Below are 22,720 nucleotides of genomic sequence, written 5' to 3'. Positions count from 1 at the left end.
CCGTCCGGCTGTGCCTTTTAGGCAACATGCCGGAGAAGATTTCCAAGCTCCGATTAAAGTGACTTGGCCAAAGATATGGCCCATGTCCACGGGACGGCAGTCAACAAGAGTGCAATCAGCCCCCGCTTGAGGCAGCGAAACTTCGAACGCAGTATCCGGGCGTTGACGTAACACTGGTTCAACACGTCATCGAGGTATTCTTCTTCCGTCATCTTGACGAAGCGAGAACGAAACTCGTCCTGCGGGAGGCCTGCGACAGTACCGAAAAAGGAGAGCGATGGTTTTCCAGCCCGCAGGCGAGGAATCTGCCCGCGCATCAACTGGTACAGAACCGTCGCGAACCCGCCCGCCGCAACGGCCAGGGCAAACATAAAAATGCCGTTCCATTGCTTTACGGCAGGCGTTGCAGCCGAGAGCGCGCCCATCATAGCAACTGTGATGCCCATCAGCCCGGCGCTGCGGCTATCATGCCGCCCGATCCAGTCGATCATCTGCGAAAGCGACTTCTCGGCCCGCTCCCTGACCCAGTCCTCAGCCATTTTCTGCCCTCGCCCCCACCAAGTCCCTTTGCGTCAATCCACAATCACGCGCAAGTACTCTCAGTATCGACCCGACGTGCGAGAGAGATCGGCATCGTTGCTCATTCCATCGCGGCATCAGGCGCCAGGACGTCTTCGGTTGGAATACAGCTTCAGCTGGCTTCGAACTTCCGGGCTCGAAACGCGCGCATTTTCGCGCGGTTGCCGCAAACCTCCATCTCGCACCAGCGTCGCCGCCGATTCTTGGTCGTGTCGAACATGAGCCAGCCGCAATGGTCTCCCTCGCAGCGCTTGACCCGCGCGAGATCTTGCTGGGTCATCACGGTGAGAGCCGAGAGCGCAATCGGCCCGAGCACCGCCTCCACGAGGGCCGTGTAGGGGTCCCATGTCCAGGCGAATCCACCGCCTGAGGTCGAGAGCCGCGCCCGGCTCAGGCAATGGGCATGAACCGCCGTCAACGCCGCGCGATCCTCCTCCCGCGGCGTATCGCGCCGGGCCAATGCCGCGCCGATCTCGTAGACGGTTTCCCGAAGCGCATGGGCCTCGCTCAGCAGCCGGGAAGCGAGAACCTCGTCGGCAGCGACCATTGCCAGGGCCGCATCCCTGTCCGTGTCACTAAGCAGTTTTGCGAGATGCGCCCAGAGGACGATATCGGCCCCGTTATGCAGATACTCGGCATGCTGCGTCCCTCCCCGATCCGCGACAGAATTGACAAAATCGAAGGCGAGCTCGCTGGCGATAAGCGGCAAACTCACAGCGCGGCTGGGGGGCGGCAGGTCGTTGGCATCCATGTAACCGCCTATACCCGTTTAAAAGGTTCTATCAAGCGCTTTCCTCGCGCTCCCTCCCGTAGCGGAGAGCCAGCGGGACACTTGCCCTCGGGGATGCCTCTGACCATGTTGCTGGCCCTCCCGCAGACCGGACGCGGCATCTTGCAGGTACGCTGCGACAGCAGTGCGATTTCAGCAAGGAGGCGCCGCGGCCACCCTTTCGAGCCGTTCGAAACACAGTTCGAGTTCGGCATCGGTCACGGTCATGGGCAGAGAAAAGCCGATGCTGGCCGGCCCTTTGGACGTCGTCGAAAGGCCGAACTCGAAACAGCGCGACACGAGCCTGGCCGCGAATGCCGGGCCGGGATTCATGCCGAAAGCGGCGGGGTCGAACTCGATGGCGAGCAGCAATCCGCACCCTCGTACGCCGAGAATGGCGGGGGCCTCGCTTGCGAGAGCGGCGATGCGCGACCTGATGCGCCGTTCAAGCTCGGCAGCGCGCCGCACCAACCCGTCACGCTCGACGATATCGATCATGGTCAGGGCGGCTCGCGTGGTGAGCGGGTTCTTCTCATGCGTGTAGTGACCGAGATCGAGCTCGGGGGCGATGTCCAGCCGCGCGTCGGCGATGACGGCGGCGATCGGCAGGAGCCCACCACCCAGCGCCTTACCGAGCACCACCGCGTCGGGTATGGCGCCGACATGTTCAAAGGCGAAGAAGCGGCCGGTCTTGCCGAGGCCTGATGGAATCTCGTCGAAGATCAGCAGTGCGCCGTGCCGGTTGCAGAGATCGCGCACTTCGGCCCAGAGCCCGTCCGGCGGGACATGGCAGTTGGAACGGATCGGCTCAGCGACAACGGCCGCGATGCCGGTCTCGGACCTCCCAAGAGCTTCGCGCATCTCCGCGAGCATGCGCTGCGCGCCGTCCGGCGCCCAATAGGGCGTCACGTGCCGACGCCCCGGCAGGAAGGGGCCGAGGCGCGGGTCCGCTGCGGCTTTCGACAGGCCAAAAGCGCCGAAGCCGTGCCCGTGATAGGAGCCTTCCAGCGAGATCGTCTCGTGGCGGCCCGTCGTCACGCGCGCCAGCTTCAGGGCGATCTCCATGGCGTCCGAACCGCCGGTCGCGAAGAGAACCTTGGCCCGCGCACCGGGCCAGTACGCCAGCAGCTTCTCGGCCAGCCCAACTGCGGGTTCGTTGGTGAAGCGGCGCGGCGCGAAGGGCAGCGTATCGAGCTGACGCTTCAACGCCGCGATCACCTCGGGGTGACCATGCCCGATATGGTGGACGGTGTTGCCGTGCAGGTCGATGAAGCGGCGCCCCTCGCTATCCTCGAGCCAGATGCCCTCCGCGGCCCGCAGTGCCGACAAACAGGGGCTCGATCCCTTCTGGTGGAAGAAGGCAGTTGCGTCGCGCGATACGAGATTGTCTTCCATGGCCATCGTCATTTCGAGAATGCTGAGAAGCGCGGCAACGTCAGCCAACGCAGTGGCGAGAGCCGGTGCCGACCAGGCTCCCTGCGCTTTTCGATCAATCTTGCGAGGCCGATGGCGGCGAGCGCGAAGGCCAGCAGGACGAGGCTCTTGGCGGCGGCATAGCCGAATTCACCAGAGCTGGCGTGGTTGAAGATCGCCACCGAAGCGAGCTTGTGGTTGCCGGAGACCAGGAAGATGACCGAGGACAGTGTCGTCAGCGCGTCGATGAAGACATAGAGCATGCCGAGCAGCAGGGCCGGCAGCAAGATCGGCAGCGTGACGTTCAGGAAGCGCAGGACGAGGCCGGCGCCAAGACTTTCTGCTGCTTCGTCGATGGAACCGTCCACGCGCTGCAGGGCTGCGCGGGCGGCCAGCACGCCGACGAAGATGTTCGAGAACAGGATATTGACGACGAGGATCGCTGAGGTGCCGGTCAGCGACAGGCTCGGAATGCCGAAGGGGATGTTGAAGGCGACGATATAACCGATGCCGAAGATGATGCCGGGCAGGATCGCCGGCACCAGCACGAGGAAGACGATGAGGTTGGCGCCCGGCGGCCGCAGGCGCTCGACGACATAGGCGATCACCACGGCGAACAATCCACCCACCGGGCCCGCGATCACACCGATACGCAGGCTTTCCCAGACGAGTTCGAGACCGCGCTCGGAGCTGCCATAGCCCGTGCCGGCAAGGCCGACCTTTGCGCCTTCTCCCGTGAAATGGCCGAGCGTCAGGCTCCAGTCGGTGCCCCAGACCTTTGTCACAGCACCCAGCGCCATGGTGCCGTAGACCGCGAAGATGAGCGCGCCCACCATCCCGGCCAGCGTGGCCAGGCCGATGCGCCAGGAGCGCGGCATGGGCAGCTCGGAGCGCCCCGCGATGCTCGCGCTCGAGTAGCCCTTGCGGCGCCCGAACAGCTCGAGGCCGAGATAGAGCAGCAGCGAGGGGATGATCAGCCAGACACAAAGCGCGGCGGCAAGCGGCGTATTCCTGTAGGCGGTGATCTCGTCATAGACGATCCCGGCGAGAACAGGGGTATCCCGGCCGAGAATCAGCGGATTGCCGAAATCCGTCAGGCTCATGATGAAGACGAGCACGATCGCGCGTTTGATCGCGGGCAAGGCCAGCGGCAGCGTGACATGGCGAAAGGTGGTGAAGTGACCAGCGCCAAGTCCGGCTGCGGCCTCGTCGATGCGCCCGTCCTGCCGGCGCAGGACGTTGTCGAGAATGATCAGCGTCGCTGGCATGAAGGACAATGTCTGTGCCAGCACGACGCCGAGAAGACCGTAGAGATTGCTCTCATCAGCGTCGATCAGCCCGAGGCCCTGGTCGAGCAGCGAATGCGTCACCAGCCCGCGCCGGCCGAACAGCATCACGGTCGCGGTCGCGATCAGCACCGGTGGTGCGACCAGCGGCATCAGGAAGACGCCTCTCATCACAGAGGGCCAGGGCACGCCGCCGCAATTGATGCCGTAAGCCAACGCAAACGCCAGGGGCACCGTGAAGACCACCGACAGGCCGGCAAGCGTCAGGCTATTGAATGCAGCGTTTCGAAGATAGGAATCCTGGAAGACCTTCAGGTAGTGGTCGAGCCCCCAGCGCTCCTCGGAGCCATTGCGCAGCGTGTCGAACGCCTGCTGGCCGATCAAGCTCTTCACCCTGAAGGCGAGCGCAGTCCGTTTGTGCAACATCACATGCGCGAGCGCCTGATTGTCGGCCACCTCGGCCCTGTCCTGCGGCCCAAGGGCGGTGAGTGCGGCCTGCATCGCCTGAGCCTGTTCGGAATAGGGCGCGGTGCGATCCCAGGGCGGGGTGAGCCCGGCGAGCCGGAAGGCCGCAGCGCTCCCTTCGACGCGTTCCGGCTCGGTCGCCGTCTCGCTCCAGCGGCGCATCAGGATTGCCCTGTCTTCCGTCGGTAGCTGGTCCAGGGCCTCGACCGTGACCGCCTTCAGGCGCACCAGAGGCATCGGACCGGAGATGACGAAGCTATTGACGAGCACGGCGCCGATCGGCACGCCGATGAAGACCAGCAGCAGCAGCGTGACGACGCCGCTCGCGAGTGCACGCGGCACTTGGCGCAGCAGGCGCGTCATGACCGGCCCCGCGCCGGTATCAGCGCCGCGCGCCGAGCATCTGGCATGACGATGACCGGCGCGCCGCGTGTGCCGATCCGCTCAGCCTCGTGCGACGGGCAATCGGCAATGACGGTCCGCCCGGAGTCCAGCGTCACGGTGAGGCGCACGACGGCACCAAGGAAGGCCGCGCCCGCGATCCGCCCAGGGAGCCCGCTTACCCCAGGGTGGGCAGCTGAGGCGACCCCAATATGCTCGGGCCGATAGACAGCGGTGACGCGTTCGCCGGATCGGATATCGGGCGGGAGCGCCATGGGCCAGATCTCGCCATAGGCGTCCACGCCGCCGGCCACCGCATGCCCTTCGATCAGGTTCGAGACGCCGATGAACTGCGCGACGAAGAGGGAACCGGGGCGGTGATAGATTTCCGCGGGCGTGCCGATCTGCTCGAAGCGTCCGTTGCACATCACCGCGACCCTGTCGGACAGGGCCAGGGCTTCTTCCTGATCATGCGTCACATAGAGGGTTGTGATGCCGAGCCTGTCGATGATCGACCGCAGCTCGTTACGCAGCTTGACGCGGATGCGAGCATCGAGTGCCGACATCGGCTCGTCGAGCAGCAGCACCTCGGGATCGGATGCGAGCGCGCGCGCCAGTGCGACGCGCTGCTGCTGACCGCCCGACAATTCGTGCGGATAGCGTTCGAGTAGTCGCTCCATCTCGACGAGTCGTGCCAATTCGACGACGCGGCGCTCCCGTTCATCGCGGCCGCGCGAGGCGATCATGAGCGCGAAACCGATATTCTCGGCGACGGTCTTCGTCGGAAACAGCGCATAGGACTGGAAGACGAAGCCCATGCGCCGCCGCGCTGGAGCCATGTCGGTGACATCCTGCTCCGCGCGCAGGACGCGCCCGCCATCCGGCCGCACGAAGCCGGCGATGATCCGGAGCAAGCTCGTCTTGCCGCAGCCGGAATCGCCGAGAAGGGTCACGAATTCTCCCTTGGCGAGATCGAGCGAGACGGCATCGACCGCCCGGGCGGAACCGCCATAGGATTTGACGATGTCGCGCACGGCCAGATGCGGCCGGCCCCTCACGAGGGCCGGTCGCTCTGCGGCAAAGGGCGAGGCCGCCAGTTCGATCACGGTGGCCAAATCCGTCACTGCTTGAGGATGCGGCTGGCGAATTCGCGCCGGAACGCTGTCATGTCGACGGGGCGGCGCATCTGCCAGAGCGTGATCTGCTTCAGATCGACCAGACCGTGCCCGGGCACCGCGGTCGCGCCCACCACCTTGCCGAGCACAGCGGCGGCATCGTCGCTCGCCATGAAATCGAGGAAGACCTTGGCCTCGGCCGGGTTGGGACCGCCGGCAACGAGACCACCGCCCTCGGTGACGTTGGGCGTGATCCGGCCATAGACGATCTCGACCGGCTTGCCCGAGGCCTTGGTCTCGAAACAGGTGGTATCGAAGGTCAGGCCGATCGCGACTTCGCCCGCGCCGGCCAGTTGCGCGCCACCGGAACCTCCATCGGAATACTGGTAGACGTTCTCGTTCAGGTTCTCGACGAACGGCCAGCCGAAAGCGTCGACGAAAGTGGTGAGGATGGCGCCGCCGGTGCCCGATTTGAGCGGCGACGGCAGCGAAATCTCCTTGCGATAAGCCGGCCTGATCAGGTCTTCCCAGGTCGCGGGCATCGGCAGGCCCTTCTGCGCCAACCGTTCCTTGTTGACGACCATGCACATCGTCGTGGCGAAGTACTTGTTGTAGAAACCATCAGCGTCGCGGAAGGCGGGCAGGATCTTCGAGCCCTTCGGCTCGTAGGGCTCGAATACGCCGGCCTGCTTGAGTTGCTCCAGAGCGGCGTTGTTGACGAGATAGACGACGTCGGCCTGGGGCTTGGCCTTCTCGGCGATCGCGCGTTCGGCGATCGGGCCGGTCGAACCCGATACGAACTTCACCTCGATATCGGGATGCTTTTTCTTGAAGGCGCCGACCAGCGCGGTGTTGACGCTGTCGGAGGCGTTGTAGATCACGACCTCCCTGGCGTGTGCGGCGCCGCCTGCCAGGGTGAACGCCGCCGCCGCGATGGCGGCGATCCGTGTGAGGCCTTTGATGCTGGGGCTTGGCATGAATGTCTCCGTGCCTTTAGGAGCTGTCGTGATATAAGTGTTGCTAAATTGTGTGACACTGAAATGAAGCTTCACTTATTCTAACGCCGGCCCGCCCCATGAACCTGTCCCAACTCCGTGCCTTCCACGCCGTCGCGAGCCATCGCACGTTCTCAGCCGCCGCCCAGGCGCTGGGCGTCAGCCAGCCTGCGATCACCCAGCACGTGAAATCCCTTGAGGATGCCGTCGGGACGCGCCTGTTCCTGCGCATGGCGGGCGGTGTAGAACTGACGCCGGACGCACTCGACCTGTTGCCGAGAGTCCGGCAGGCAATCCTCATGCTCGACGATATCTCAGCCCGGATGAGCAACGGCCGCAGCCTTGCCGTGGGTCATCTCTCCATCGGTCTATGCGCGCCTTATGTGGCGATGCCGATCCTGAAGCGCTTTGCCGTCGAGCATCCGGGAGTGCAGCTCGACCTGCGGCTCGAAAATTCCAGCAACCTGCTGGACCTCGTCGCGCAGCACCGCGTCGACATCGGCATCGCGACCCTGCGCGAGCCGCATCCGGATTTTGCCTGCAACTTTCTGCTCGATCAGCGGCTGGAGATCCTGGTCCATGCCGGCCATCCCTGGTGGGAGCGCAGCCAGGTCGAGGCAGCCGAACTGGTGGGTCAGCGCCTCGTCACGCGCGAGGCCGGCTCAATGACCCGCCATCTCTTCGAGACGGCGCTGGCCGACCACGGCATCGAGATCACGCCGCATCTGATCCTTGGCAGCCGGGAGGCGGTCAAGGAGGCCGTAGCGGCCGGCATCGGCGTCGGAATCGTGCTCGACCGCGAGCGCGGCTTCGACCCCCGGCTGCGCGCGCTGACCGTCCGCGACTTCGATGTCATGGCCGGAGAGTATCTGGTCACGCGCCGGGAGACCCGCAGCCTCGGAAGCGTCGGCGCCTTCGTCGCCATCGCGCTCGCGGCCTTCAAGGGAGGAGCGGCCGATCGCCGCCTGTAGATCGCAGCCCGGCTGGGGCCGGGCCGCTCAAGGGCTGCCCTGCGCTGCGGACTGGCCAGCCGGTGGCTGGCACATTCCGCAGCTTCAGGTCCGCTCACGTGCCAGCGGCGGCAAGGATCACTCGGCCGGGGCGAGCAAGGGCTCGTCGAGCAGGTCCGGCAGATCGCCGCTCAGCGCGGCCTTGAGCCGGTCCTGATCAAGCTCGCCCTCCCAGCGCGCCACCACGATCGTGGCGACGGCGTTGCCGATGAAGTTGGTCACCGCACGGCATTCCGACATGAACCGGTCGATGCCGAGGATCAGCGCCATGCCGGCAACCGGGACGGCCGGCACGACGGACAGGGTGGCGGCCAGCGTGATGAAGCCAGCGCCCGTGATCCCGGCCGCTCCCTTCGAGCTCAGCATCGCCACCAGCAGCAGCAGGATCTGGTCGCCGAGCGGCAGGTGGATGTCCATGGCCTGGGCGATGAAGAGCGCCGCCAGCGTCATGTAGATATTGGTGCCGTCGAGGTTGAACGAGTAGCCGGTCGGCACGACGAGGCCGACGACGGAGCGCTTGCAGCCGGCCTGCTCCATCTTCTCCATCAGGGTCGGCAGCGCTGCCTCCGAGGAGGACGTGCCGATCACCAGCAGGATCTCTTCCTTGATGTAGCGGATCAGCGCCAGGATCGAGAAACCGTTATAGCGCGCGACCGCACCGAGCACGACGAGCACGAAGATCGCCGAGGTCAGGTAGAAGGTGCCGATCAGCATCGCCAGATTGGCGACGGAGCCGATGCCATAGCGGCCGATGGTGAAGGCCATGGCGCCGAAGGCGCCAAGCGGGGCCGCCTTCATCAGGATGGCGACGAGCTTGAAGATCGGCGCCGACAGGGCCTGCAGGAAGTCGACCACCGGCTTGCCGCGCTCGCCCACCATCGACAGCGACAGGCCAAACAGCACCGAGAAGAACAGCACCTGCAGGATGTCGCCGGAGGCGAAGGCGCCGACGATCGTGTTCGGGATGATGTTCTGGAGAAAGCCGACCACGCTGGAATCATGCGCCTGGGTCGCGTAGCCCTGCACCGATTTCGCGTCGAGGCTGGCGGGGTTGATGTGCAGGCCGGCGCCCGGCTGCAGCAAGTTACCGACCACAAGCCCGATGATCAGCGCCAGCGTCGAGAAGGTCAGAAAGTAGATCATCGCCTTGCCGGCGACGCGCCCGACCTTCTGCATGTCGCTCATTCCGGCGATGCCGGTCGAGACCGTCAGGAAGATGACGGGCGCGATGATCATCTTCACCAGCTTGATGAAGGCGTCTCCGAGCGGCTTGAGGGCAGCGCCCTGCTCCGGCCAGAAATGGCCGAGCAGGATGCCGGCCGCGATGGCCGCGAGCACCTGCACATAGAGATGCTGATAGAATTTCCTGGCAGGGGCCGGCTGGGCCGGCGCCTGGTCGAGCGTGATCGCCATGACTTCCTCCTTGGGGTCGGTCTCGCGGTGTTCTTGCTGTTCTGGACGCCGCTTGGCCGCGCTGTTGGCAATCGCCGTGCCAAGCCCTGAAGACGAATTTAATTGCGTATATTCAAAGGCTTGACCGGCCACGCGCTTCTCGCGGCGATGCACCCTGGCGATCCCCCGCACAGCGAAAGGTTGATTTGTGCGGATTTCCGCACATGATGGGACATGACCATACCCCCGCCGGAAGAGCGCGACCGCTGGGCGGCCAGGCGCCGCTGGATCGCCTTCGGGCTGCTTGTCGCGGTCATCGCCGTCGTCGCCTTCGTGATCGCCGGCGATATCGGCCGCAACCGCGCCATCGCGACCACGCACGCTCGCGCCGAGGATGCCGGCACGCTGGCGCTCGCGATCCTGCGCGGCGAATTGGAGAAGCAGCGCGCATTGCCGGTCATCCTGGCGCGCGATCCCGATGTGCGCGCGGCCCTGGTCGATGGCGACAGGCAGGCCCTCGACAGCAAGCTGGAGGCGATCGCGCGCGAGACCCGCGCCGCCGTGATCTATGTGCTCGGCAAGGACGGGATCACGATCGCCGCGAGCAACTGGCGCGAGCCGACGAGCTTTGTCGGCAACGACTACGCCTTCCGCGACTATTTCAGCGCTGCCGTCTCCGGCGGCGCGGCCGAGCAGTTTGCGCTCGGCACGGTCAGCAAGCGCCCCGGCCTCTACATCACCAGCCGCGTGGATGACGGCGAGACCGCGCTCGGCGTGATCGTGGTCAAGGTCGAGTTCGACCAGGTCGAGGCCGATTGGCGGGCGCTCGGCGGGCAGACCTTCGTCGTCGACAAGCGCGGCGTCGTGCTGCTCTCCACATTTGCGGACTGGCGCTTCCGGGTCGAAGAGGCCCTGGCCCCACAGACAGCAGCTGAGATCCGGCAGTCCCTGCAATTCGGCGCCGCGCCGCTGACGCTGCTGCCCTTGCAGCGCGAGGACGAAATCGTCCGCGGCACCGGCGCTGTTGCCGGAGCGCATGTCGCCTCGCGTATCCCGATCCCGACCACCGACTGGAGGCTCGAGGTGCTCCTCCCGGTCGACCAGGCGATCCGCGACCAGCGGGCGGAACTGCAGACGCTCATCGCGCTCCTGCTCATGCCGGGCGCCGCGCTCGGCGCGCTGGCGCTGCGCCGCCGTCAGGTCAACCTCGCTAGGCGCAGCGCCGAGGCGCGGATCAAGGACGAGCTCGAACGGCGCGTCGCCGAGCGCACCGCCGCGCTCGCCGGAGCGAATGCCCGGCTCGTCGAAGAGATGGCGGAGCGCACGCGGGCGCAGGAGCGCCTCTCCGATGCGCGCGAGGAGTTGGCAAAGGCCAACCGACTCGCAACCTTGGGCCAGGTCACGGCCGGCGTCGCCCACGAAATCAACCAGCCTCTCGCCGCGATGCGGACCTATGCCGAGAATGCCCGCGCCTTCCTCGAGCGTACGGATGCGGCCAGCGTCGACGGCGCGCTGGGCAAGATCGTCAGGCTGACCGAGCGGATCGGCACCATCACGGACACGCTGCGCGGCTTCGCGCGGCGCGGCGGGGGGCCGCTTGGGCCGGTCGATCTTCGAGAGGCGATCGACGGCGCGCTGATGATCCTCGATGCCGCGCTGCGCCAGGCCGGCGTCACGCCGGTGGTCCCGGCGCTGACCCCGCCGGTCTCGGTGCTTGCCCGCCCGGTCGAACTCGAACAGGTCCTCGTCAACCTGATGCGCAACGCCATCGAGGCCATGGCCCAGCGCCGGAACGGGCAGGCACCGCGGCTCGCCATCAGCATCGCAACTGAAGCCGAGCACGTCGAGATCGCCATCGTCGATAACGGACCGGGGCTCGACGCGGAGGCCCTGGCGGCGCTCTTCACCCCGTTCCGCACCACGAAATCGCGCGGGCTCGGCCTCGGGCTGGTGATCTCCCACGACATCGTCGCGGCCTTCGGCGGCACGCTTAATGTCGCCAGCCGCGCCGGAAAAGGCAGCACCTTCACGATCAGCCTGAAGAGAGCCGCATGACCGGTCCCGACAGCACCCACGGCATCATCGAGGTCGCCTTCGTCGATGACGATCCCGATCTGCGAGACGCCAATGCGCAGGCGCTGCGCCTCGCCGGCTTCCGTGCGGTGCCACTGGGCTCGGCCCAGGCCGCGCTCGACCGTATCGGCCCGGACTATGCCGGCGTCGTCGTGACCGATGTACGTATGCCCGGCATGGACGGCATCGCCTTGTCCAGGCAACTGCGCGCCCTCGATCCGGACATTCCGGTGATCGTGATCTCCGGTCATGCGGATATCGCCATGGCGGTCGAGGCGATGAGCGAAGGCGCTTATGACTTCATCGCCAAGCCCTATTCGACCGAGCGCCTGGTCGAAACCTTGCGCCGTGCGGTGGAGAAGCGCGCGCTCATCATCGAGAACCGTCGCCTGCGTGCGCTTGCCGCCAGCTCCGACGAGGAGACCGCGCTGCTCGGCGAGGCGCCTGCCATCCTGCGCCTGCGCCAGACCATTCGCGATCTCGCCGATGTCGATGTCGACGTCCTGGTGCTGGGCGAAACCGGCACGGGCAAGGAGGTCGTCGCCAATCTGCTGCATCGGCTCGGTCGCCGCCGCGACAAGCCCTTCGTCGCGCTGAACTGCGGCGCGCTGCCCGAGAGCGTCATCGAGAGCGAGCTCTTCGGCTACGAGGCCGGCGCCTTCACCGGCGCGCAGAAGCGACGGATCGGCCGCATCGAGCATTCCAGCGGCGGCACGCTCTTCCTCGACGAGTTGGAGAGCATGCCGCCCGCAGCCCAGGTCAAGCTGCTGCGCGTGCTGGAGATGCGCGAGATCACGCCGCTCGGCTCCAACGACCTGCGCCGCGTCGACCTGCGCGTCGTCGCCGCGACGAAGCTCGATCTAGGCGACCCCGCGCAGCGCGGCGATTTCCGCGAGGATCTCTATTACCGCCTCAACGTGGTCACGTTGCGCATCCCTCCCCTGCGCGAGCGGCGCCGCGACGTGCCGCTGCTCTTTGCCCAGTTCCTCGCCCGGGCGGCGCGAAAATACGGGCGCGAGGTGCCGGCGCTGGACCGCAGCGTCGAGCGTCACCTGGTCGAGAATGCCTGGACGGGCAATGTCCGTGAGCTGGTCCATTTCGCCGAACGCGTGGCGCTCGGGCTCTCCGGCGACATGCCGGCTGCGCAGGCGCGCGAGGATGCCGTGCCCTCCAGCCTGCCCGAGCGCCTCACCGCGATCGAAGCGAACCTGATCCGCGAGGCGCTGGAAGCCAATCGCGGCGATGTCCGCGCAACCCTCGAGATGCTGGGCATCCCGCGCAAGACCTTTTACGACAAGCTCGCCCGTCACGGCATCGACCGCGCGGCTTACGCGATGCCCGGGTGAGCTCCGGCGAGGATAACCGCCCGCGCACCGGCGTGCGAGCGGATACCAACGGCACGAAATCGCTTGATGCCCCCCGCAGGGAGGCCGTTGTGGCGCAAAGCCGGACTCGGGCATTATGGCCGGTGTCCGCCATCGTCATCGTGAACGTCAGCGCCAAGTCCTCAGCGTGCGCCGCCGCTCCTGCCGACTGGCGATCAGCTTCAGCCAGGGCGCCATGTGGAAAGCGCTCATCAGCACGTACATCGGCACCATTCCGTTCAACGGAGATGCGCCTTGTGCGGCCGTGCAGAGGATATCCAGCTGACCACCGCCATTCATGCCGGTGAGCAGCGCCATGACCGCGAAGGTCGGCGCTGCCGCGAGGCATAGCCAGTCGGCAGCACCGTGAGCCGCCACGCCGCCGCTTTCGGAACGGATCGCCATGACCTCACTCACCCCTGCTCGTATTCGTCGTGGCGGCGCCACCAGGGACCACCGGCCTCGTTGCGCCMCTTGGGTGCGCGGTCGAGCCAGGGATACATGCCCCAGATGCCATCCACCMCGCGCGCATAGGTGGAATAGGTGTGGTAGACGACGCCATTGTCGCGCACGAAGGCGCTCATGCCCGGCCTGTCGCGCGTATATGTCGGCACATCGGTCCCGGACATGGCCGCGAAATCGGCGACGGGGCCCGTGACCGGCAGTGCGTCCATTACGAAACCGCTGCGCCGATAGTTGTAGTCTATCGCCCCCGCGCGCTGCACGTCCTCGGTGAACGAGACGTTGAAGTCGTAATTGAAGTCGCCGCCGGCCGAGGATGCCCAGGGAAACGTCCACCCCATCCGCTGCTTGTAGGCCTGCAGCTTGGTGAGCGGCGCCCGCGACACCGCCGTGAGCGTCACATCGTGGTTCGCGAGGTGCAGGTAGAAGCCGTTGAACCCATCGGCGATTGCAGAGCAGGACGGGCACCCCGCCTTGTAGTCGGGCCCGAACATGAAATGATAGACGAGGAGTTGCGAGCGCCCTCGAAAGAGGTCCGTCAGTGCGGCGCTGCCATCATCGGTCTCGAAGCGGTACTCCTTGTCGACCTGCACCCAGGGCAGTTCCTGGCGCCGCCGCGCCAGTTCGTCGCTGCGCCGTGTCAGGTCCTTCTCGTCATCGAGCAGCCCGAGCCGGGCGGCCAGCCACTCTTCACGCGTCCCGGTGATATGTATCGTCATTGTCGCAGCTCCTGTCGTCAGGTGACCTTCGCCGCTCGCCCCTCTTGCGAAGCGACGGGTGGTCGGCGGTGATGAGATTGATAGGGACAGCGCCTCGAGGGGTGGGAGTGACAAATGTGACGGGATTCCGATGGACTCTCTGATCACCGCGGCGGCGCGCGCGCTTGCCGCAGGCGATCCCCTCGGCGCCTTGAACCGGGTTGCGCTGCGCGACKATGCGCCCGCGCTCGCGCTGCGGGGCATCGCGATGGCCCAGCTCGGGGATCTCGTTCGGGCGAAGGGTCTCCTGCGGCGCGCGGCCCGTTCCTTCGGCCCGAAAGAGGCCGTGGCGAGAGCACGGTGCATTGTCGCCGAGGCCGAGATCGCGCTCGCCTCCCGCGATCTCGGCTGGCCTGCGAAGGCGCTCGATGCAGCGCGCGCGACACTCGAGGAGCACGGTGACCGGCTGAACGGCGCCCATGCGCGGCATCTCGAGGTGCGCCGGCTCCTGCTGATCGGGCGCCTCGACGAGGCCGAGCGCAAGCTTGCCGAACTCGACCCCATCCCCCTTCCGCCCGCATCGCGGACCGTCCACGAACTGGTGGCGGCAGGAATCGCGATGCGACGCCTCCGGACGAAGGCGGCGCGTGTTGCGCTTGCGCATGCCGAAGATGCGGCGCGCCGTGCCGGTATCCCGGCGCTGACCGCAGAGGTCGAAAGCGCGGCCCTCCTGCTGAGCACAACGGCAGCACGGCTGATCGCGCGTGGCGAGGAGCGCCCGCTCCTGCTCCAGGATGTCGAGACGCTGCAGGCGTCGGATGCTCTCGTGGTGGATGCGTGCCGATATGTGGTGCGCGCCCCGCACAGGGTTGTCTCACTCGCCACCCGCCCGGTCTTGTTCGCATTGGCACGGACACTGGCCGAAGCGTGGCCCGGGGACGTATCGCGCGACATGCTCGTCGCGCGGGCCTTCGGAGCGAAGCAGGCCGACGAATCGCACCGCGCCCGGTTGCGGGTCGAAATTGGGCGGCTGCGCCGATTGCTGCGGGGGCTGGCCGGCTTAAGCGCGACGAAACAAGGCTTCTCGCTAGCGCTGCACCACGCTGGCGATGTCGCCGTCCTGGCCCGGCCCGTTGAGGAACGGCATGCGGACGTGCTGGCTTTCGTTGCCGATGGTGAGGCGTGGTCGAGCTCCGCGCTCGCGCTTGCGCTTGGCGCCAGCCAGCGGACCGTGCAGCGGGCGCTGGACGCGCTTGCGGCAACCGGAAAGGTGCAATCCTTCGGTCACGGACGGGCGCGGCGCTGGATCACCCCGCCGATGCCGGGATTCACGACAACCTTGTTACTCCCCGCTCCGCTGCCAAGCGACTAGGATGAGAGGCATGGAAAAATCAGCAGCCGAAATTCTCCGTGAGTATGGTCCCTTTCCGGGTGTCGACCACGTCCACGGATTGACCTTCGATGGCCAGCACGTCTGGTTCGCGTCCGGCGACAAGCTGAGCGCGCTCGACCCTGCCAGCGGGAAGACGGTTCGCTCGATCGAGGTGGCAGCACATGCCGGAACGGCCTTCGACGGCCAACACCTGTTTCAGCTTGCCGAAAGCCGCATTCAGAAGATCGATCCGAAGACCGGTCATGTGCTTGCGACGATCCCCGCTCCGGGCGGCGGCGGCGACTCGGGGCTCGCCTGGGCCGAAGGGACACTCTGGGTGGGGCAGTACCGGGACCGCAAAATCCATCAGATCGATCCCGAGACCGGGACGATTCTTCGCACAATCGAATCCAATCGCTTCGTCACCGGAGTCACGTGGAGCGACCAGGAACTCTGGCACGGCACATGGGACGGTGACGAGAGCGACTTGAGACGAGTCGACCCTCGAACGGGAGAGGTCCTGGAGGTGCTCGATCTGCCGCCCGGCATGGGCGTGTCAGGGCTCGAGGCCGATGGCGGTGATCAGTTCTTCTGCGGAGGCGGAAACAGTGGCAAGGTGAGAGCCGTCCGCCGACCGAGGCGCCTGGCCTAAGCCTCGATCCCTGCCGGCCGCGCTCGCCTGCAGCGCAGTTCAGTTCGTCAGGACGGTGAACTCAGTCTCGATCGACGAGGCGTGGCGTTGATGATCGAAGCCGTAGATATGGATCGAGATCGCGTCCGTGCTGCCGAGGTTCTGCATGCGGTGGATATTGGGACCTGAGGGCAGCATGCAGCCCACGAAGCCCGGCATGCGCGCATGCTCCTGGGTGGGGACGGCACGGCTCTCGTCGACGGCGCGATACCAGGTCTCGGTGACCGTTCCGCTGACCACCCCGAAGCAGCAGGAGCAATGGTGATCGTGGATCGACGTCGCTGCGCCGGGGCTCCAGACCATCGCCCAGACGCTGACGCCATCGTCACCCACGAGAAGGTTCCGGGCATAGCTGCCGGGCTTGCGCTCCAGGGGCAGGCGCAGAATGGCTTCCGGATTGGCAACGATCTCTTCGAGCACCGCGCGGGCCKYCTTGAGGTAATCGCGGGAAAGCGTGCCGCTATCCGTCCGCAGGACCTGCAGCACGTCTGCGCGCCTGCCCTCGCTCAAGAACCCCTGCATGACGCGAACTCCCCTCTCCATCGCTTGCAGCAAGGATAACTCGGGAGACGGGAAACGCGTTTGCGATCTCGGTCAAAAATTCCCCACTTCTAGAAACTCATACCAATTTGTTCTCTGTCCTTGAAATCTGTTACCCATTCCATGATCAAATGGGCAACCGGATCGCGCGATCGCATGAGGGACCATGGCCAAGCTGGATGAGTTCGATCTCAGAATTCTCTCCTGCCTGCAGAGGGACGCCAGCATGCCGCTGGCCGAGCTGGCCGCAGAGGTTGGCCTCTCGGCCACTCCATGCTGGCGCCGCGTGCAGAAGCTGGAAGGCAGCGGCCTCATTCGAAAGCGGGTGGCGCTGCTCGACCGTACAAGGCTGGGAGCCGGCGTAACCGTCTTCATCGCGGTCAAGACGAGCCGCCACTCGATGGAGTGGCTCGAGCGCTTCCACGCCGCCGTCGCCGACCTGCCCGAGATCGTCGATTTCTATCGGATGAGCGGCGAAATCGATTACCTGCTCAAGGCTTTCGTGCCCGATATCGCGGCCTATGACGCCCTCTACAAGAAGCTGATTTCACGCGTCGACCTCAACGACGTGACCTCCATGTTCGCAATGGAGGAGCTCAAGTCGACAACTGCGATCCCCCTGGCCTTCGCCAAGGACGGCTCCTGAGCCCGGAGCAAGCGCCAGTGGCTGTCGACCCCCGGTCCTCCGGTCGCGCAATGCTCGGCAACCGCCGGCAATCCCGGACGGTTCGGGCTCAACCCTGTCAATGACCGTGGCGACATTGTCCGTGATCGGCCAAGGCCTCGATGATCGCACAGTCGCAAGCCTTGACGCCGCCCGAGCAAGTGGTGGCGATGCGAGCGAGCTCGGTCTCCAGCGAGCGCAGCTTCGCGATCTTGTCGCGGACCTCGTCGAGATGGCTGACCGCGATCGCATGGGCTTCATCGCAGGCCATCGCCGGATTGTCGGAGAGGCGGAGCAGGGTCCGGATGCCTTCTACGGGGAAACCCAGATCTCGAGCGTGCTTGATGAAGGCGAGCCGCTCGATATGGCGTCGTCCGTAGCGGCGCTGATTGCCTTCCGAACGCTCGGGTGGCGGCAGCAGCCCGACCTGCTCATAATAGCGAATGGTCTCGACCTTGACGCCGGTCCGATCGGAAAGTCCGCCGATCGGAACCACCCGTTCGAGTTTTTTTGCCTCGAGCATGATTTCCCTCTTGAACCTCTAGTCACTCCAGATTGTACATGGGGTGTCTCACAAGCCCGTCAAGCGGAGACAAGTCATGTCCAGCACTGCCCAAGCCAAACCGCAGCTCCTGAGCTGGAAGGTTGGCGGCATGGACTGCGCAAGCTGCGCGGCGACCATTCGTGGCGCGGTGGAGCGCCTGCCCGGCGTCAGCGAGGTCAAGCTTTCCGTCATGGCCGAGACGCTGTCGCTGGCCCTCGACGAGAGCCGCACCAAGCCGGCGGCAATCGAAAAGCGCGTCGCAAGCCTTGGCTACACCACGACCTCGATCCAGGCGAAAGCAGCGCCCGTCGCTGAGACCGCTGCGCCCGGAGGATGCGGGCACGATCATGGCTCCGAGGCCCACGACCATCATAGCCATGCTGCACCCAAGCCGGCCCATGTTCACGGTCCCGGATGCTCCCATGACGACCATGATCATCACAGCCACGCCGCACCCAAGCCGGCGCATGTTCACGGCCCTGGCTGCTCCCATGACGATCATGGCCACCCTGATCATGATCACGGCCACGCGCATGCCCGTTCGGATGCAGGCGAAGCGAAAGCTGCGGCACGAACGGCTGACCAGGGGCACGGCCTGCCCGGCCATGTTCACGAAGCGACGCCGAAGGGCGTCTCCTGGTATCAGACCAACAAGGGCCGGCTCGTTCTCGGCACCGGCGCCCTGCTCGGCGGCGCCTGGACCGCGGGCCTGATCTGGCCGGCCGCAGCCCATTGGGCCTTCATTCTCGCCTGCGTGATCGGCGTCACTCCCGTGGCACGCCGCGCCTTCGCCGCCGCCCGCGCCGGCATGCCCTTCACCATCGAAATGCTGATGACGATCGCTGCCGCCGGCGCGCTCTTCATCGGCGCAGCGGAGGAGGCGGCCCTCGTCGTCTTCCTCTTCGCCGTCGGTGAGGTCCTCGAGGGCGTCGCCGCCGATCGCGCGCGTGCCTCGATCCGCGCGCTTGGCGACCTCGTTCCCAAGACCGCCCTCGTCGAGGAGAACGGCGCAACCCGCCAGGTCGATGCGGCCAAGCTCGCGATCGGACAGACGGTCCTCGTCCGTCCGGGTGACCGCATCCCTGCCGACGGCGACATCACCGACGGTATCTCCGGGATCGACGAGAGCCCGGTCACCGGCGAATCCGTGCCGAAGACGAAGGGCGTCGGCGAACCGGTCTTTGCGGGCTCGGTCAATCGCGAAGCCGCGCTGCGTGTGCGGGTGACCAAGGCGGCGCAGGACAACACCATCGCCCGCATCATCCGGCTGGTCGAAGAGGCGCAGGAAGCACGCGCACCGACCGAACGCTTCATCGACCGGTTCTCGCGTGTCTATATGCCTGCGATCGTCGGTCTTGCGCTCGCCGTCGCACTCGTCCCGCCGCTGTTCTTCGGGGGTGAATGGGCGGTCTGGGTCTATCGGGCCCTGGCGCTGCTGCTGATCGGCTGCCCCTGCGCGCTCGTCATCTCGGTTCCAGCCGCGATCGCCGCCTCGCTCTCCTCCGGCGCCCGACAGGGCCTGCTGATGAAGGGCGGCGTCGTCATCGAAACCGCCGCAAAGACCGGGATCGTCGCCTTCGACAAGACCGGCACGCTGACCGAGGGGCGCCCGCGCGTCACCGAGGTCATCAGCCTCGGCAAGACCGAGGCCGATGTGATCGCCCTGGCCGCTGCGGTCGAGACCGGTTCGAGCCATCCGCTGGCAGAGGCGGTTCTGGCACGTGCGAAGCAGGATGGCATCGCGATCCGCCCCGCCTCCGAGGCAGCCGCCATCCCCGGCCAGGGTGTCACCGGCACGCTCGATGGCATCTCGATCTTCGTCGGCGCACCGCGTCACGCGACCAGGCGCGCCGAATTCGACGCCAAGGCGAGCGCTGCGGTCGAACAGCTCGAATCGGCTGGAAAGACAGTGGCGGCCGTGATCGCGAACGGCGCTCTCGCCGGCCTGATCGCGCTGCGCGACGAGCCCAGAGCCGATGCCGCGACAGCGGTCGCAGAGCTGAAGGATCTCGGCGTCCGCTCCATCATGCTGACCGGCGACAATGCCCGCACCGGCGCGGCCATCGCCCGCGCACTCGGCCTGGATCACAAGGCCGAGCTGATGCCCGACGACAAGGTCACGGCGATCAAGGCGCTCGGCGCCGACGCGCCTGTGATGATGGTCGGCGACGGCATCAACGATGCCCCGGCGCTCGCGGCAGCATCCGTTGGCGTCGCCATGGGGTCCGGCACCGATGTCGCCCTGGAGACCGCCGATGGCGCGGTGCTGAAGAGCCGCGTGCGCGACATCGCTGCGATGATCCGGCTGGCGCGGGCCACGATGGGCAATATCCGCACCAATATCACGATTGCGCTCGGGCTGAAGGCGGTCTTCCTGGTCACCAGCGTGCTCGGCTATACCGGGCTCTGGGTCGCGATCCTCGCCGATACCGGCGCGACCGTGATCGTCACGGCCAATGCACTGCGCCTTCTGCGTTTCGACGCAGGCAAGGCCGGCTGATCAAGGGAACGGAAGCCTGCCCATGAGTCCGATGGAGATCGCGAGCTATCTGATGGTCGTAGTCTACGTCATCAGCTTCCTCGCGATGTCGGCCATCCTGGCGAAGGAGGCCGGACGGCCGATCTGGCTGTTCGGCAAGGGCTCGGAGCCGCAGGGCGTGCCGGCCCTGCTCTTCCGGATCGCCTTCATCGGCGGCGTGCTCTGGCCCCTCGGCCTGGCGATCTTCGGCAACCCGATCAAGGCCGACCCTTTGGCAATCTGGCTCGACGGTCCCTGGTTCGACGTGTTCGGCCATCTTCTTGTTGTCGTCGGCGCCTGCATCGCCATCATCTCGCAGCGTTTCATGGGCGTGTCCTGGCGTATCGGCGCGGCCGAGGGCGAGCTTGGACCCATCGTCGATGGCGGTCCCTTCGCGATCTCGCGCAATCCGGTCTTCGTCGGCCAGGCCGTCCTGTTCACCGGCCTCTTCATCGTGCTGCCCAATCTGATCCAGATTGCTTTGACGCTGGCGCTATTCGCGGCGATCGCCCTGCAGGTCAGGATCGAGGAGCGCGTGCTCGCAGCCTCGCTCGGCGAACCCTATCGCGATTATCAGCGCCGCGTCCGGCGTTGGATCGGGACCAGGCGCCCGCGCACCGCCCCTGCGCGATAAGCCTTCGTTCACCATCCCAGCGCTTCCGCCGCTGCACGCATGGCGGGCAACGTTGCCGTAATCTTCACCAGCAATTTGCGCGGTGTTCGACTGATCCGATCCACGGATTCGGGAGCAAGGAGACGCGGCGAGGCCCCCGGCTGCCGCGAGGAGTTATCGATGCATCGTTCAATCCCGATCATGAGCCTCTGCCTGCTGGCAGTGCTTGCGGTCCCAGCGGCTGCGGCGGATCGCCCGGTGCCGCGCACCCAGCAATGGCCGACCCACACCCAGCCGCTTCGCTATAATTGGAACGGCGTCTATGCCGGTATTCACGCTGGCGGCGCATTCGACCGCTTCACAGGAGTGACCAGGAAGAGCCGCAACGAGACGCTGCTTGGCGGCCAGATCGGTTACAACGTCCAGACCGGCAGCATGGTCTATGGTCTCGAGGGCGATATCTCGATGAACGGCTTCGGCAAGGGTTCGTCGCGCAGCACCGTCGGCACCAGCGCCGACACGCGCTATGTCGGAACCGCCAAGGCCCGCGCCGGCGTCGCCTTCGACCGCGTCCTCGTCTATGCCACCGGCGGTCTTGCCTATGGCAACATCAAGGCGAMGAATAACGGGATCTCGAAGACGAAGAGCAAGGTCGGCTATGTCCTCGGCGGCGGCGTCGAGTACGGCATCACCGAGAACCTGTCGGCTAAGGTCGAGTACAACTACGTCTCGCTCGGCAAGCAGAACTTCCAGTTCGGCTCGGCCCGCACCAAGGTCGGTGTCAATGAACATCTGGTCAAAGYCGGTGTKAACTACCGGTTCTGATCCGCTAGACTATCCGGGGCCCGGTCGCTCCGGGCCCGAATAACCTACGGCCCAGAGGGCMGTTCATGAGCATGGATGGGATGTGATGCGTTTGAAGAGCTGCCCCGAGCTTTTCTGCGACGCGTTCCAGCCATGGCCTACGGCAGGAACGACATGCGCGCTCTGATTGTCGAAGACGAACCGGAGCTGATGTCGTTCCTGTCGTCCCTCCTGCTTGGTGCAGGTTTTATTGTCGACCGCACCAGCAGTGTCGAAGCGGCGCTGGCCGCCCTCAAAACGGCGCCCTTCGACATCGCCGTCGTCGACCGGCGTCTGCCGGACGGCGACGGCCTGTCGATCGTCAAGGCGATGAAGACGGCGGAACCCCGTCCAGCCTTCCTGATCCTGACCGCGCGAGATGCGAAATCCGACGTGATCGACGGCCTCAATGGCGGCGCGGATGATTACCTGGTCAAGCCCTTCGAACCGGGCGAGCTGATCGCCCGCATCAGGGTCATTGCGCGGCGCCGCTATCCCGGCCGCTCGCTGGTGATCTCGGCAGGCAACCTCTCGATCGACATCGAGGGTCGCAACGCCTCGGTCTCGGCCGTTCCGCTCGACCTGCGACGGCGCGAGGCGCTGATCCTGGAAGCGCTGGTCCAGCGCGCCGGGCGTGTCGTCACCCGCAACGTCCTGATCGAAGCGGTCTATGGCTTCGATGACCTGATCGAGTCCAACACGCTCGAAGCCCAGATCTCGCGGCTGCGCCGCAAGCTCAAGGAGGCTGCCGCGAATGTCGAGATCTCGTCGCTGCGCGGCATCGGCTACATCCGGAGGAAGTCCGAACAGCCCGTGTGAGGCCGCCGGGCTCGGTCCCTGTCACCAATCGACCAAGATCATCAGTCCAGATATCGTATCGGGCCTGATGATCTGGCCGTCCGTGCTTGCATCGGCTTTCCCGAACTCCGCATT

General features: G+C 66.0%; 21 protein-coding genes. 10 read left to right on the top strand and 11 right to left on the bottom strand.

Annotated elements, in window-relative coordinates; translation table 11 throughout:
- Nucleotides 1-53: 53 nt before the first annotated feature.
- From AC1DIO_RS08735 to AC1DIO_RS08710, 6 genes are all read right to left on the bottom strand, one after another.
- Nucleotides 54-539, bottom strand: a complete 486-nt coding sequence (locus AC1DIO_RS08735) for a Pycsar system effector family protein (RefSeq protein ID WP_441507230.1) — start codon at nt 537-539, stop codon at nt 54-56.
- Nucleotides 540-691: 152 nt separating this feature from the next.
- The gene (locus AC1DIO_RS08730; RefSeq protein ID WP_441490151.1) at nt 692-1,330 is read right to left on the bottom strand and encodes a CGNR zinc finger domain-containing protein; all 639 of its coding nucleotides are present in this window, start codon (nt 1,328-1,330) and stop codon (nt 692-694) included.
- A gap of 171 nt (nt 1,331-1,501) precedes the next feature.
- Nucleotides 1,502-2,749 (bottom strand): aminotransferase class III-fold pyridoxal phosphate-dependent enzyme, encoded by a 1,248-nt coding sequence (locus AC1DIO_RS08725; protein ID WP_441507231.1) that lies wholly within the window; start codon nt 2,747-2,749, stop codon nt 1,502-1,504.
- Nucleotides 2,750-2,751: 2 nt separating this feature from the next.
- Entirely contained in the window at nt 2,752-4,875 is a 2,124-nt protein-coding gene (locus AC1DIO_RS08720) for an ABC transporter permease (protein ID WP_441507232.1), read from the bottom strand.
- A complete protein-coding gene (locus tag AC1DIO_RS08715) occupies nt 4,872-6,017 on the bottom strand; it encodes an ABC transporter ATP-binding protein (RefSeq protein ID WP_441507233.1) in 1,146 nt (381 codons plus the stop codon). The genes AC1DIO_RS08720 and AC1DIO_RS08715 overlap by 4 nt, the downstream gene beginning before the upstream one ends.
- Nucleotides 6,014-6,985, bottom strand: a complete 972-nt coding sequence (locus AC1DIO_RS08710; protein ID WP_441507234.1) for an extracellular solute-binding protein — start codon at nt 6,983-6,985, stop codon at nt 6,014-6,016. The genes AC1DIO_RS08715 and AC1DIO_RS08710 overlap by 4 nt, the downstream gene beginning before the upstream one ends.
- Nucleotides 6,986-7,083: 98 nt before the next feature.
- On the opposite strand from AC1DIO_RS08710, the gene AC1DIO_RS08705 reads away from it, so the two are divergent.
- Nucleotides 7,084-7,974: a LysR substrate-binding domain-containing protein gene (locus AC1DIO_RS08705; RefSeq protein ID WP_441507235.1), complete on the top strand. Its 891-nt coding sequence runs from the start codon at nt 7,084-7,086 to the stop codon at nt 7,972-7,974.
- A gap of 117 nt (nt 7,975-8,091) precedes the next feature.
- Here the strand turns inward: AC1DIO_RS08705 and AC1DIO_RS08700 are convergent, their stop codons facing one another.
- On the bottom strand, nt 8,092-9,426 hold the full coding sequence (locus AC1DIO_RS08700; RefSeq protein ID WP_441490156.1) for a dicarboxylate/amino acid:cation symporter: 1,335 nt from the start codon (nt 9,424-9,426) through the stop codon (nt 8,092-8,094).
- Nucleotides 9,427-9,639: 213 nt separating this feature from the next.
- Between AC1DIO_RS08700 and AC1DIO_RS08695 the strand changes: the two genes are divergently transcribed.
- Nucleotides 9,640-11,460: a sensor histidine kinase gene (locus AC1DIO_RS08695; protein ID WP_441507236.1), complete on the top strand. Its 1,821-nt coding sequence runs from the start codon at nt 9,640-9,642 to the stop codon at nt 11,458-11,460.
- Nucleotides 11,457-12,824: a sigma-54-dependent transcriptional regulator gene (locus AC1DIO_RS08690; RefSeq protein ID WP_441507237.1), complete on the top strand. Its 1,368-nt coding sequence runs from the start codon at nt 11,457-11,459 to the stop codon at nt 12,822-12,824. Before AC1DIO_RS08695 ends, AC1DIO_RS08690 begins: the two co-directional genes overlap by 4 nt.
- A 147-nt stretch (nt 12,825-12,971) precedes the next feature.
- Here AC1DIO_RS08690 and AC1DIO_RS08685 read toward each other — a convergent pair whose 3' ends face one another.
- A complete protein-coding gene (locus tag AC1DIO_RS08685; RefSeq protein WP_476767783.1) occupies nt 12,972-13,247 on the bottom strand; it encodes a hypothetical protein in 276 nt (91 codons plus the stop codon).
- An 8-nt stretch (nt 13,248-13,255) separates the two neighbouring features.
- Complete coding sequence (locus AC1DIO_RS08680; RefSeq protein WP_476853333.1) at nt 13,256-14,023, bottom strand: DUF899 domain-containing protein; 768 nt, start codon at nt 14,021-14,023, stop codon at nt 13,256-13,258.
- 130 nt (nt 14,024-14,153) lie between these two features.
- Here AC1DIO_RS08680 and AC1DIO_RS08675 point away from each other — a divergent pair, with 130 nt between their 5' ends.
- A complete protein-coding gene (locus AC1DIO_RS08675; protein ID WP_476853332.1) occupies nt 14,154-15,374 on the top strand; it encodes a helix-turn-helix domain-containing protein in 1,221 nt (406 codons plus the stop codon).
- 10 nt (nt 15,375-15,384) lie between these two features.
- Nucleotides 15,385-16,026, top strand: coding sequence for a Vgb family protein (locus AC1DIO_RS08670; protein ID WP_441507241.1), 642 nt, complete (start codon nt 15,385-15,387; stop codon nt 16,024-16,026).
- A gap of 39 nt (nt 16,027-16,065) precedes the next feature.
- On the opposite strand, the gene AC1DIO_RS08665 is transcribed toward AC1DIO_RS08670, so the two are convergent.
- The gene (locus AC1DIO_RS08665; protein WP_476853331.1) at nt 16,066-16,587 is read right to left on the bottom strand and encodes a cysteine dioxygenase; all 522 of its coding nucleotides are present in this window, start codon (nt 16,585-16,587) and stop codon (nt 16,066-16,068) included.
- A 193-nt stretch (nt 16,588-16,780) separates the two neighbouring features.
- On the opposite strand from AC1DIO_RS08665, the gene AC1DIO_RS08660 reads away from it, so the two are divergent.
- On the top strand, nt 16,781-17,251 hold the full coding sequence (locus AC1DIO_RS08660) for an Lrp/AsnC family transcriptional regulator (RefSeq protein ID WP_441490492.1): 471 nt from the start codon (nt 16,781-16,783) through the stop codon (nt 17,249-17,251).
- Between the two features lie 97 nt (nt 17,252-17,348).
- On the opposite strand, the gene AC1DIO_RS08655 is transcribed toward AC1DIO_RS08660, so the two are convergent.
- The gene (locus AC1DIO_RS08655) at nt 17,349-17,765 is read right to left on the bottom strand and encodes a MerR family transcriptional regulator (protein WP_441490493.1); all 417 of its coding nucleotides are present in this window, start codon (nt 17,763-17,765) and stop codon (nt 17,349-17,351) included.
- Nucleotides 17,766-17,868: 103 nt separating this feature from the next.
- Between AC1DIO_RS08655 and AC1DIO_RS08650 the strand changes: the two genes are divergently transcribed.
- The 4 genes from AC1DIO_RS08650 (at nt 17,869) to AC1DIO_RS08635 (ending at nt 22,606) form a co-directional block, all read left to right on the top strand.
- Nucleotides 17,869-20,313: a heavy metal translocating P-type ATPase gene (locus AC1DIO_RS08650; protein WP_441507242.1), complete on the top strand. Its 2,445-nt coding sequence runs from the start codon at nt 17,869-17,871 to the stop codon at nt 20,311-20,313.
- A 22-nt stretch (nt 20,314-20,335) separates the two neighbouring features.
- Nucleotides 20,336-20,965 carry a methyltransferase family protein gene (locus tag AC1DIO_RS08645; protein ID WP_441507243.1) on the top strand — a complete coding sequence of 210 codons (630 nt, stop codon included), beginning with the start codon at nt 20,336-20,338 and terminating at the stop codon, nt 20,963-20,965.
- 159 nt (nt 20,966-21,124) lie between these two features.
- A complete protein-coding gene (locus AC1DIO_RS08640; RefSeq protein ID WP_476853330.1) occupies nt 21,125-21,769 on the top strand; it encodes an outer membrane protein in 645 nt (214 codons plus the stop codon).
- A 153-nt stretch (nt 21,770-21,922) separates the two neighbouring features.
- Entirely contained in the window at nt 21,923-22,606 is a 684-nt protein-coding gene (locus AC1DIO_RS08635) for a response regulator transcription factor (protein WP_476853329.1), read from the top strand.
- Nucleotides 22,607-22,720: the final 114 nt, after the last annotated feature.

The sequence above is a fragment of the Allobosea sp. 05T439 genome (assembly GCF_056396005.1).
This window is presented reverse-complemented; position numbering and strand designations above follow the sequence as displayed.

Excerpts from the sequence above, each read along its gene's own strand:
- AC1DIO_RS08685 (WP_476767783.1), bottom strand. The coding sequence starts at position 13,247 with ATGGCGATCCGTTCCGAAAGCGGCGGCGTGGCGGCTCACGGTGCTGCC.
- AC1DIO_RS08730 (WP_441490151.1), bottom strand. The coding sequence starts at position 1,330 with ATGGATGCCAACGACCTGCCGCCCCCCAGCCGCGCTGTGAGTTTGCCG.
- AC1DIO_RS08705 (WP_441507235.1), top strand. The coding sequence starts at position 7,084 with ATGAACCTGTCCCAACTCCGTGCCTTCCACGCCGTCGCGAGCCATCGC.
- AC1DIO_RS08710 (WP_441507234.1), bottom strand. The coding sequence starts at position 6,985 with ATGCCAAGCCCCAGCATCAAAGGCCTCACACGGATCGCCGCCATCGCG.
- AC1DIO_RS08695 (WP_441507236.1), top strand. The coding sequence starts at position 9,640 with ATGACCATACCCCCGCCGGAAGAGCGCGACCGCTGGGCGGCCAGGCGC.
- AC1DIO_RS08700 (WP_441490156.1), bottom strand. The coding sequence starts at position 9,426 with ATGGCGATCACGCTCGACCAGGCGCCGGCCCAGCCGGCCCCTGCCAGG.
- AC1DIO_RS08650 (WP_441507242.1), top strand. The coding sequence starts at position 17,869 with ATGTCCAGCACTGCCCAAGCCAAACCGCAGCTCCTGAGCTGGAAGGTT.
- AC1DIO_RS08735 (WP_441507230.1), bottom strand. The coding sequence starts at position 539 with ATGGCTGAGGACTGGGTCAGGGAGCGGGCCGAGAAGTCGCTTTCGCAG.
- AC1DIO_RS08645 (WP_441507243.1), top strand. The coding sequence starts at position 20,336 with ATGAGTCCGATGGAGATCGCGAGCTATCTGATGGTCGTAGTCTACGTC.
- AC1DIO_RS08690 (WP_441507237.1), top strand. The coding sequence starts at position 11,457 with ATGACCGGTCCCGACAGCACCCACGGCATCATCGAGGTCGCCTTCGTC.
- AC1DIO_RS08720 (WP_441507232.1), bottom strand. The coding sequence starts at position 4,875 with ATGACGCGCCTGCTGCGCCAAGTGCCGCGTGCACTCGCGAGCGGCGTC.
- AC1DIO_RS08635 (WP_476853329.1), top strand. The coding sequence starts at position 21,923 with ATGCGCGCTCTGATTGTCGAAGACGAACCGGAGCTGATGTCGTTCCTG.
- AC1DIO_RS08725 (WP_441507231.1), bottom strand. The coding sequence starts at position 2,749 with ATGGCCATGGAAGACAATCTCGTATCGCGCGACGCAACTGCCTTCTTC.
- AC1DIO_RS08670 (WP_441507241.1), top strand. The coding sequence starts at position 15,385 with ATGGAAAAATCAGCAGCCGAAATTCTCCGTGAGTATGGTCCCTTTCCG.